Origin of the sequence: Streptomyces sp. SBT349 (genome assembly GCF_001083795.1) — a bacterium.
Classification (GTDB): domain Bacteria; phylum Actinomycetota; class Actinomycetes; order Streptomycetales; family Streptomycetaceae; genus Streptomyces.
Genome location: NZ_LAVK01000296.1, coordinates 1 through 9,327 on the forward strand (window position 1 = coordinate 1; position 9,327 = coordinate 9,327).

A 9,327-nucleotide genomic window follows, 5' to 3' on the forward strand; every position below is an offset into this window, starting at 1 on the left:
CCCCGACCCCCTGACCCCCTGACCCCCGGGTTCACCGACGTAGCGCGGTGAACCCGGCCATGAACCCGCTGTGACCACCGCTGAGACCGTGCGGTGGTGAGGGCGGCACCCCTTGCCGGGGCCCCGGGCTTCCGGGGCCCCGGCTCGGTGTCGGTGCGAGCCGTTAGGGTGGCGGGCATGTGCGGACGGTATGCGGCGAGCCGGCGGCCCGAGGACCTGGTGGGGCTGTTCGACGTCGAGCGCTGGGACCCCGGGCAGAGCCTGCCCGCCGACTGGAACGTGGCACCCACCAAAGAGGTGTACGCGGTCCTGGACCGCCCCCTGAAGGAGGCGGGCGCCGGGCCCGAGCCGGTGCGGCAGCTCCGCGTGCTGCGCTGGGGCCTCGTTCCCTCCTGGGCCAAGTCGCCCGACACCGCGGTCAAGATGATCAACGCCAGGGCCGAGACCGTGCACGAGAAGACGGCCTACCGCCGCCCCTTCGCCGCCCGCCGCTGCCTGATCCCCGCCGACGGCTACTACGAGTGGGTCACCGGCAGGGCCGAGCGCACCGAGGAGGAGAAGGGGAAGCGGAAGCGGCCCCGCAAGCAGCCGTACTTCGTGACGCCCGCCGACGGCGGCGTCATGGCGCTGGCCGGTCTGTACGAGTTCTGGCGCGACAGCACGCTGCCGGACGACCACCCCCGGGCCTGGTGGACGACCTGCACCGTGGTCACCACCGAGGCCGAGACCACGCCGCTGCCCGCCGTGGAGGGGGAGGGCGCGCCCCCCGCGGCCGAGGGCGCCGGGGCGCCCGCCCCGCGCTCGCTCGCCGACATCCACCCCCGCATGCCGCTGGCGCTCCCGCCCGAGCGCTGGGACGCCTGGCTGGATCCGGCCCGCACCGACCCGGACGAGGCCCGCGCCCTGCTCCAGCCGCCGCCCCCGGGACGCTTCCGCGCCTTCCCGGTCTCCACCGCCGTGAGCAACGTCAGGAACAACGGCCCCGAGCTGGTGAAGCAGATCGCCGGGCCCGAGGAGGAGACGCTGTTCTGAGGGAATGGCGGCGGTCCCCCGCATGTTGACGCCTTCGAGACGTTGACGTGAGAGAGGGAGACCCGATGGCTGCCATCGCCTGGCCGACACGGACCGCCGAGAAGTCGTCGCGCCGGGCCGCGGAGGTGGACTGGGCGACGCTGCGGCTGGCCGCCGAGCGGTCGCACCCGCGGGCAGACGTCCCGTTCCGTCGTCTATCCTCCGAAGCGGACGAGTCCGGCACCGGGCTCATGACGCTTTCCAAGGAGGTGGGTCCGGTCACCGGCACGGACGAGGATACGCACGAGGAGACCGAGACCACGGCCCAGCGCAACGCCCGGTTCGAGCGCGACGCCCTGGGCTATCTGGACCAGATGTACTCGGCCGCCCTGCGCATGACGCGGAACCCGGCGGACGCCGAGGACCTGGTGCAGGAGACCTACGCCAAGGCGTACGGCTCGTTCCACCAGTTCCGCCAGGGCACCAACCTCAAGGCGTGGATGTACCGCATCCTGACCAACACCTTCATCAACTCCTACCGCAAGAAGCAGCGCGAGCCGCAGCGCAGCGCCGCCGAGGACATCGAGGACTGGCAGCTGGCGCGCGCCGAGTCGCACATGTCCACCGGCCTGCGGTCGGCCGAGTCCCAGGCGCTCGACCACCTGCCCGACTCCGACGTGAAGCAGGCGCTCCAGGCGATCCCCGAGGAATTCCGCATCGCGGTCTATCTCGCCGACGTCGAGGGCTTTGCCTACAAGGAGATCGCGGACATCATGGGTACACCCATCGGCACGGTGATGTCCCGGTTGCACCGCGGCCGCCGGCAGCTCCGCGACATGCTCGCCGACTACGCGCGGGAGCGCGGTCTCGTCCCGGCCGGGGTTCAGAAAGGCTCAGGATCATGAGTGGCGACCAGCCGCACCCCACGGACTGCTCCGAGGTCCTCGGCCGCCTCTACGAGTACATCGACCGTGAGATGCCCGACGGCGAGTGCGCGAAGTTCCAGGAGCACATCGACGAGTGCTCTCCGTGTCTGGAGAAGTACGGACTGGAGCAGTCCGTCAAGAAGCTCGTCAAGCGCTGCTGCGGCCAGGACGAGGTCCCCGCGGACCTGCGTGCCAAGGTGCTCGACCGCATCGACGCCGTGCGCGGCGAGGAGCGGGCCGCCGCGTCCCCCGCCGAGCGGCCGTCCGAGCAGCGGCCCGGGTAACCGGTTCCTCACCCTCCGGGTTTCACCCCGGTGGTCTTCCGTCGTCTCGCGTGCGACGTCCGCCTGACCCATCCTGTGAGCAGGCGCCTGTCCGCCCATGGTTGGATGCGGCCCGGGACGGACAGGAGAACTGTGAAGTGCACGCTACGAAGCGGGAATCAGGCGGGACACCGTGAGGATCTTCGGCAGGGTCCGGCAGCGCCCTTCCACGGACTGGAGACTGGCCACCAACCGGGCTTTCACCCTCATCGACGACGGCCGTTACGACGACGCGGACGCGCTGCTGACCCGCGCCGCCGACCTTGAGCCCTGGCTGTCGGAGTCCTGGTTCAACCTGGCGCTGCTCCACAAGTTCCGGCACGACTGGGAGCAGGCCCGCTCCGCGGGGCTGCGGGCCGTGGCGCTGCTGGAGCGGGACGCGGGCGCCCCCGACTGGTGGAACGTGGGCATCGCCGCCACCGCGCTCCAGGACTGGCCCCTGGCGCGGCGGGCCTGGCAGGCGTACGGCCTGCCGGTCCCCGGCGTCACGGGCGCCGACGAGCCGCTCGGCATGTACCTGGGCGGCGCCGCCGTCCGGCTCTCGCCCGAGGGCGAGGCCGAGGTGGTGTGGGGCCGGCGCCTGGATCCGGCCAGGATCGAGGTGCAGAACATCCCGCTGCCCTCCTCGGGGCGCCGCTGGGGCGAGGTGGTGCTGCACGACGGCGTCCCGCGCGGCGAGCGCACGACGACGAGCGGGGGCGTCGCCTCGGTCTACCCCGTCTTCGACGAGATCGAGCTGTGGGCGCCCTCCGCGGTGCCGACCTGGGTGGTGCTGATCGAGGCGGCGGCCGAGTCCGACCGGGACGCCCTGGAGCGCCTGGCGGCGGACGCCGGGTACGCCGCGGAGGACTGGTCGTCCTCGGTGCGGCTGCTGTGCCGCGCCTGCTCGGAGAGCCGGATGCCGAGCGAGGAGGGCGACGGCCTGGCCCAGCACGACCCGCACGACCACAGCGTCCCCGGCCAGCCGGGGCCGCTCGGGCACACGGGGGCGAGCGGGCTGTGGTCCCCCGAGCGCGAGTGCGGCCTCGCGGCGCCGAGCGCGCTGGTGCGCGGGCTGCTCGACGGCTGGGTGGCCGACAGCCCCGAGTCCCGGGACTGGCGGGATCTGGAAGAGGTCTGCTGAACGGGGGACCCGCGCCCGGCGGCCTGCCTCTAAGCTGGGCAGATCACAGCGGGGACGACGCATGACCGAAAGGCGAATGGCCGACCATGGCGCAGCAAGAGACCGATGAACGGGTCAGTGACGAGTTCATCGACGACACCAAGGACAGCGCGGAGCGGGAGCAGGCGCACCGTGAGCGCGGCACCGTCCGGCCGATCACGGTCGTCGGTCATCCGATGCTGCACCGGGAGTGCCGGGACGTGACCGCGTTCGACGAGGCGCTCGCGTCGTTGATCGACGACATGTTCGCCAGCCAGCGCGCCGCCGAGGGTGTGGGTCTCGCGGCCAACCAGATCGGCGTGGACCTCAAGGTCTTCGTCTACGACTGCCCCGACGACGACGGCGTGCGGCACGTCGGCGCGGTCTGCAACCCGGTCCTCGATGAACTGCCGCCCGACGGCCGGGTGCTGGACGACAACAACGAGGGCTGCCTCTCCGTCCCCGGCGCCTACGCGGAGCTGCCGCGCCCCGACTACGCGGTGGTCCGCGGCCAGGACGCGACCGGCCGGCCGGTGACGGTGCGCGGCACGGGGTACTTCGCGCGCTGCCTCCAGCACGAGACGGACCACCTCTACGGGCATCTGTACCTGGAGCGCCTGTCGAAGCGCGAGCGGAAGAAGGCGCTGACGATGATGGCCGAGAACACCCCGCGCTACGAGACGGTGCCGAACGCGGAGTGAGGGGCCGGGGAGCGAGGGCGACGCCATCGCTGGTCTGGTCCTGTGGCGAACGTCCGCCTGGTTGACGCGCGTTGACCGCATGGGCCACTCTCGGTGCCGTCCGCTCTCTCTCCCCACGGAGGCAGCATGTTGAGACGCGCGCTGCGTGTTGTGCTCACGATTGTCATGTTCTCTACAGTGGCCTTGGCCGGAACGGTCGCCACCGCCGGGACCGCTCACGCCGACGGCTGCTACACCTGGAACCGCACCCTGAACCAGGGCGCCTCCGGCGAGGACGTCCGGCAACTCCAGATCCGGGTCTCCGGCTACCCGGGCTACGGCGCGGTGCTGGCCCTCGACGGCGAGTACGGCCCGGCCACCGCGGCGGCCGTGCGACGGTTCCAGCAGGCGTACGGTCTCGGCGCCGACGGGATCGCGGGGCAGCAGACGTTCAACAAGATCTATGACCTCCAGGACAACGACTGCACCCCGATCCACTTCACCTACGCCGAGCTCAACCGGTGCAACACCACCTGGGCGGGCGGCAATGTGAGCGCCGCGCAGGCCCGCGCGAACGCGCTGGTGAACATGTGGAAGCTGGAGGCGCTGCGGCACGCGCTCGGCGACCGCGCCATCACCACGAGCAGCGGCTTCCGCTCCGTCTCCTGCAACAACGCGGCCGGCGGCTCCGCCACCAGCCGCCACCTGTACGGCGACGCCATCGACCTGACCGGGACCCCCTCGTTCTGCCAGCTCGCCCAGCAGGCGAGGAACCACGGCTTCCGTGAGATCCTCGGCCCCGGCTACCCGGATCACAACGACCACGTGCACCTGGCCAACCGGTCCTCGCAGTTCTGGTCCGCGCCCAGCTGCGGCATCTGACGCCCCACCCCCGTGAACGGTGGCCCGCCCCCGGTCGGGGGCGGGCCACCGTGTCTCCCGGAAGGCCGCTCGGAGCGCGCCCCCAGAACTCAGAACTCGTCGTCGAAGGAGACGCTGCCCTCGACGGCGACCTGGTAGGCGGAGGGGCGGCGTTCGAAGAAGTTCGTCAGCTCCTGGACGTTCTGGAGCTCCATGAACGAGAACGGGTTCCGCGCGCCGTACACCGGGGCGAGGCCGAGCCGGACCAGCCGCTGGTCGGCCACGCACTCCAGGTACTGGCGCATCGAGGCGGTGTTCATGCCCGGCAGCCCCTCGCCGCACAGGTCCTCGGCGAACTGCGTCTCCGCGTCCACGGCCTCCGCCAGCATCGCCGTGACCTGCCGCTCCAGCTCCGCGTCGAACAGGTCGGGCTCCTCCTCGCGGACCGTGTCCACCACGGAGAACGCGAAGTCCATGTGCATCGTCTCGTCCCTGAACACCCAGTTGGTGCCGGTGGCGAGCCCGTGCAGCAGCCCGCGCGAGCGGAGCCAGTAGACGTAGGCGAAGGCGCCGTAGAAGAACAGGCCCTCGATGCAGGCGGCGAAGCAGATCAGGTTGAGCAGGAAGCGCCGGCGGTCCTCCCTGGTCTCCAGCCGGGTCATGTCCTCGACGGAGTCCATCCACCGGAAGCAGAACTGCGCCTTCTCGCGGATGGACGGGATGTTCTCCACCGCGGCGAACGCCGCCACCCGCTCGTCCGGATCGGGCAGATAGGTGTCGAGCAGCGTCAGATAGAACTGGACGTGCACGGCCTCCTCGAACAGCTGCCGCGACAGGTAGAGGCGCGCCTCGGGGGAGTTGATGTGCTTGTAGAGGGTGAGCACCAGGTTGTTGGAGACGATCGAGTCACCGGTGGCGAAGAAGGCCACCAGACGGCCGATCAGGTGCCGCTCGCCCGGCGAGAGCTTCGCCAGGTCGGCGACGTCCGAGTGGAGGTCCACCTCCTCGACGGTCCAGGTGTTCTTGATGGCGTCCCGGTACCGCTCGTAGAAGGCGGGGTACCGCATCGGGCGCAGCGTCAGCTCGAACCCGGGGTCGAGCAGGCTCTTGGTGGTCGTGGGGGCGGTCACTGGCATGCCTCGCAGGTCTCGGGGTTCTCCAGGGAGCAGGCCAGGGCCTGCTCCGGAACGGTCGCGGTGGCTGGGGCTGGGGCGGTGGTGGTCGCGGTGGCGGGTGCGGTGGCGGTGGCGGGCGCGCTGACCGAGGCGGCCTGGGCGATCCTGGTGGCCGGGCGGGAGCGCAGGTAGTAGGTGGTCTTGAGGCCGCGCTTCCAGGCGTAGGCGTACATCGAGCTGAGCTTCCCGATGGTCGGCGCGGCCATGAACAGGTTCAGCGACTGGCTCTGGTCCAGATACGGGGTACGGGCGGCGGCCATGTCGATCAGGGCGCGCTGCGGCAGCTCCCAGGCCGTCCGGTACAGCTCCCTGACCTCGTCGGGCAGGCCGGGGAGCGAGGCGACCGAGCCGTTCGCCTCGCGCAGCGCCTCCCGGGTGGCCGCGTCCCAGCGGCCCAGCCGCTTCAGCTCGGCCACCAGCGCGGCGTTGACCTGGAGGAACTCCCCGCTGAGCGTCTCGCGCTTGAACAGGTTCGACACCTGGGGCTCGATGCACTCGTACACGCCCGCGATCGAGGCGATGGTGGCGGTCGGCGCGATGGCGAGCAGCAGCGAGTTCCGCATGCCGGTGCGGGCGATCCGCTCGCGCAGCGCGGCCCAGCGCTCGGGCCAGGCGTGGGTGGCGTCGGCGTAGTGGTCGGGGTGGAGGACGCCCCGCGCGGTGCGGGTGGCCTCCCAGGCGGGGTGGGCGCCGCGCCGCTCGGCGAGGGCGGCGGAGGTCTCGTAGGCGGCCAGCATGATCCGTTCCGCGACGCGGGTGGACAGCTCGCGCGCCCCGGCCGAGTCGAACGGCAGCCGCAGCCGGAAGAAGACGTCCTGGAGGCCCATCACGCCCAGGCCGACCGGGCGCCAGCGGGAGTTGGACGTTTCGGCCTGCGGGGTCGGGTAGTAGTTGATGTCCACCACCCGGTCCAGGAACGTGACGGCGGTGCGGACCGTGGCGTCGAGGCGCTCCCAGTCCAGGCGGCCGTCCTCGCCGAGGTGGGCGGCCAGATTGACCGAGCCGAGGTTGCAGACGGCGGTCTGCCCGTCGTCGGTGACCTCCAGGATCTCCGTGCACAGGTTGGAGGAGTGCACGACCGAGCCGGGCTCCGCGGTCTGGTTGGCGGTGCGGTTGGCGGCGTCCTTGAACGTCATCCAGCCGTTCCCGGTCTGGGCGAGGGTCCGCATCATCCGGGAGTAGAGCTGCCGCGCGGGGAGCGTCCGCACCGCGAGGCCCCTGGCCTCGGCCGCGCGGTAGGCGGCGTCGAACTCCTCGCCCCACAGGTCGGTCAGCCCGGGGACGTCCACCGGCGAGAACAGCGACCACGCGGCGTCCGCCTCGACACGGCGCATGAACTCGTCGGGGATCCAGTGCGCCAGGTTCAGGTTGTGGGTCCTGCGCGCCTCCTCGCCGGTGTTGTCGCGCAGTTCGAGGAACTCCTCGATGTCCGCGTGCCAGGTCTCCAGGTAGACGCAGGCCGCGCCCTTGCGCCGCCCGCCCTGGTTGACCGCGGCGACCGAGGAGTCGAGGGTGCGCAGGAAGGGCACGATGCCGTTCGACCTGCCGTTGGTGCCCCGGATCAGCGAGCCGCGGGCCCTGATCCGCGTGTACGAGAGGCCGATGCCCCCCGCGTGCTTGGAGAGCCGCGCGACCTGGTGGTACCGCTCGTAGATGGAGTCCAGCTCGTCCAGCGGCGAGTCCAGCAGATAGCAGGAGGACATCTGGGGGTGGCGCGTCCCCGAGTTGAACAGGGTGGGGGAGGACGGGAGATAGGCCAGGCCGCTGGTCAGCCGGTAGAACGCGGCGACCTCGTCCAGCGCCTCGGGCGCGTCGCCGTCCGCGAGCCCGCAGGCCACCCGGAGCAGGAAGTGCTGCGGCGTCTCGATGACCCGGCGGGTGGTGGGGTGGCGCAGCAGGTAGCGCGACTGGACGGTGCGCAGCCCGAAGAACTCGAACCGGTCGTCGGCGCCCTCGGCGGCCGTGCGCGCGGCCAGCTCGTCCAGGCGCGGCGCGTGGCGGCGCACGAACGCGGCGGTGGCGTCGCCGATCAGGCCCTCGCGGTGGCCGACCTCGATGGAGGAGGAGAAGGAGACGGCACCCTGCCCGGCGGCCTCGTCGCGGATGGCGAGGGTGAGCAGCCGCGCGGCGAGCCGGGAGTAGGCGGGCTCCTCGGCGATGAGCCCGGCCGCGGCGTCGATGGCGAGCTCCCGCACCGTGACCGCGTCGGCTCCGGGGGGAGCGCCCCGCACGACGGCGTCGGCGACCGGACGGGGGTCGACGGCCGGAAGATCGGCGGCGAGCTCGGTCAGCAGGTGCGGCAGCGCGGCTGTAACCGGCTCCGCGGGTGCGACGGGTGCGATGGTCACTCGGTGCTCTCCCTCGAATCGCGGTGGCCCTGGGGCCGGGCGGAGGGTGGCGAGCGCGTTCAGGCATGCATGTGGCAAGGCAAAGGCATGCCCCTGGCGTCCGCCGGCCCAGCCCACGAGGCCCGGACTTGTCGATGTCGGCCGCGGGTGGTCGGACTCGCCATGGGACAGCGCATAGCGGCCCATCGCACACCGTTGCGGGACAGTTCCGGAGTTGCACCGGATTCCCCGCGGTGACAGCGAGGATGAGCATACATCTTGTGTCGCGAGAAGCGAGCGCCCCTATATGTTGTGCTCGTCGGCGGGCTCGGTCGGTAGTTCTCGTGCGAACACGTGAAGCGTGAGGCCCGGAACGGGCTCCCAGTCGCGCTCAGGCGTCCGAACGAACCCGAGCCGCTCGTAGAGGCGGTGCGCCGTGTGCATCTGCGACTGACTGGAAAGGACGACGCGCCGCTTCCCGAGTCGGCGCGCCCGCTCCACGCACGCGCGGACCAGCGCCTCCCCGGCGCCGCGCCCGCGCGCCTCACCGCGCACGGCGAGCATCCGGAACTCCGCCTCGTCCCCGGCGGCCAGGTCGGCGAACTCCCCTCCCTCGCCCACGAAGGTCACCGTGCCCAGCACGCCCCCGGCGCCCCCGCGGTCCACCGCGACCAGCAGCAGCGCGTGCTCCGCGCGCCGCGCGGCGTCGCGCAGCTGGGCCCGGTAGGGGTCTTCCGCGCCGAGATCGAGCAGCCCGTCGTCGAGATAGGCGGCGGCGGTCAGTGCGCCGGCCTCGTCGAACTCGGCCGGCTCCGCCTCCCTGATGAGGATGTCCATGGGGTCAGTGTGAGCGGGGGGACTGACATTTCTCCCGCCCTTTTCC

At 71.8% G+C, this 9,327-nt stretch carries 9 protein-coding genes and 1 riboswitch; of the genes, 6 read left to right on the forward strand and 3 right to left on the reverse strand.

Features of this window, described 5'->3' with window-relative positions; genetic code table 11:
* Nucleotides 1-177: 177 nt before the first annotated feature.
* The 6 genes from ADY01_RS27530 (at nt 178) to ADY01_RS27555 (ending at nt 4,963) form a co-directional block, all read left to right on the forward strand.
* Nucleotides 178-1,032, forward strand: coding sequence for an SOS response-associated peptidase (locus tag ADY01_RS27530; RefSeq protein ID WP_049578926.1), 855 nt, complete (start codon nt 178-180; stop codon nt 1,030-1,032).
* Between the two features lie 248 nt (nt 1,033-1,280).
* On the forward strand, nt 1,281-1,916 hold the full coding sequence (locus ADY01_RS27535; RefSeq protein WP_049578938.1) for a sigma-70 family RNA polymerase sigma factor: 636 nt from the start codon (nt 1,281-1,283) through the stop codon (nt 1,914-1,916).
* Nucleotides 1,913-2,221 (forward strand): mycothiol system anti-sigma-R factor, encoded by a 309-nt coding sequence (gene rsrA / locus ADY01_RS27540; RefSeq protein WP_049578928.1) that lies wholly within the window; start codon nt 1,913-1,915, stop codon nt 2,219-2,221. The genes ADY01_RS27535 and rsrA overlap by 4 nt, the downstream gene beginning before the upstream one ends.
* A gap of 172 nt (nt 2,222-2,393) precedes the next feature.
* On the forward strand, nt 2,394-3,383 hold the full coding sequence (locus ADY01_RS27545; protein WP_049578929.1) for a tetratricopeptide repeat protein: 990 nt from the start codon (nt 2,394-2,396) through the stop codon (nt 3,381-3,383).
* A gap of 86 nt (nt 3,384-3,469) precedes the next feature.
* Nucleotides 3,470-4,102 carry a peptide deformylase gene (gene def, locus ADY01_RS27550; RefSeq protein ID WP_049578931.1) on the forward strand — a complete coding sequence of 211 codons (633 nt, stop codon included), beginning with the start codon at nt 3,470-3,472 and terminating at the stop codon, nt 4,100-4,102.
* 126 nt (nt 4,103-4,228) lie between these two features.
* Complete coding sequence (locus ADY01_RS27555) at nt 4,229-4,963, forward strand: D-Ala-D-Ala carboxypeptidase family metallohydrolase (protein ID WP_078900660.1); 735 nt, start codon at nt 4,229-4,231, stop codon at nt 4,961-4,963.
* An 89-nt stretch (nt 4,964-5,052) separates the two neighbouring features.
* On the opposite strand, the gene ADY01_RS27560 is transcribed toward ADY01_RS27555, so the two are convergent.
* The 3 genes from ADY01_RS27560 to ADY01_RS27570 all read right to left on the reverse strand — a co-directional run bounded on the left by ADY01_RS27560 (nt 5,053) and on the right by ADY01_RS27570 (nt 9,281).
* On the reverse strand, nt 5,053-6,078 hold the full coding sequence (locus ADY01_RS27560) for a ribonucleotide-diphosphate reductase subunit beta (protein WP_063784375.1): 1,026 nt from the start codon (nt 6,076-6,078) through the stop codon (nt 5,053-5,055).
* Nucleotides 6,069-8,465, reverse strand: coding sequence for a ribonucleoside-diphosphate reductase subunit alpha (locus tag ADY01_RS27565; RefSeq protein WP_049578936.1), 2,397 nt, complete (start codon nt 8,463-8,465; stop codon nt 6,069-6,071). Before ADY01_RS27565 ends, ADY01_RS27560 begins: the two co-directional genes overlap by 10 nt.
* A gap of 124 nt (nt 8,466-8,589) precedes the next feature.
* Nucleotides 8,590-8,722: riboswitch (cobalamin riboswitch) on the reverse strand.
* A 25-nt stretch (nt 8,723-8,747) separates the two neighbouring features.
* Nucleotides 8,748-9,281, reverse strand: a complete 534-nt coding sequence (locus tag ADY01_RS27570) for a GNAT family N-acetyltransferase (RefSeq protein ID WP_063784376.1) — start codon at nt 9,279-9,281, stop codon at nt 8,748-8,750.
* Nucleotides 9,282-9,327 lie beyond the last annotated feature (46 nt).

Bases quoted from the DNA above. Each gene is read 5' to 3' on its own strand.
- ADY01_RS27530 (WP_049578926.1), top strand. From the start codon at position 178: ATGTGCGGACGGTATGCGGCGAGCCGGCGGCCCGAGGACCTGGTGGGG.
- rsrA (WP_049578928.1), top strand. From the start codon at position 1,913: ATGAGTGGCGACCAGCCGCACCCCACGGACTGCTCCGAGGTCCTCGGC.
- def (WP_049578931.1), top strand. From the start codon at position 3,470: ATGGCGCAGCAAGAGACCGATGAACGGGTCAGTGACGAGTTCATCGAC.
- ADY01_RS27555 (WP_078900660.1), top strand. From the start codon at position 4,229: ATGTTGAGACGCGCGCTGCGTGTTGTGCTCACGATTGTCATGTTCTCT.
- ADY01_RS27560 (WP_063784375.1), bottom strand. From the start codon at position 6,078: ATGCCAGTGACCGCCCCCACGACCACCAAGAGCCTGCTCGACCCCGGG.
- ADY01_RS27570 (WP_063784376.1), bottom strand. From the start codon at position 9,281: ATGGACATCCTCATCAGGGAGGCGGAGCCGGCCGAGTTCGACGAGGCC.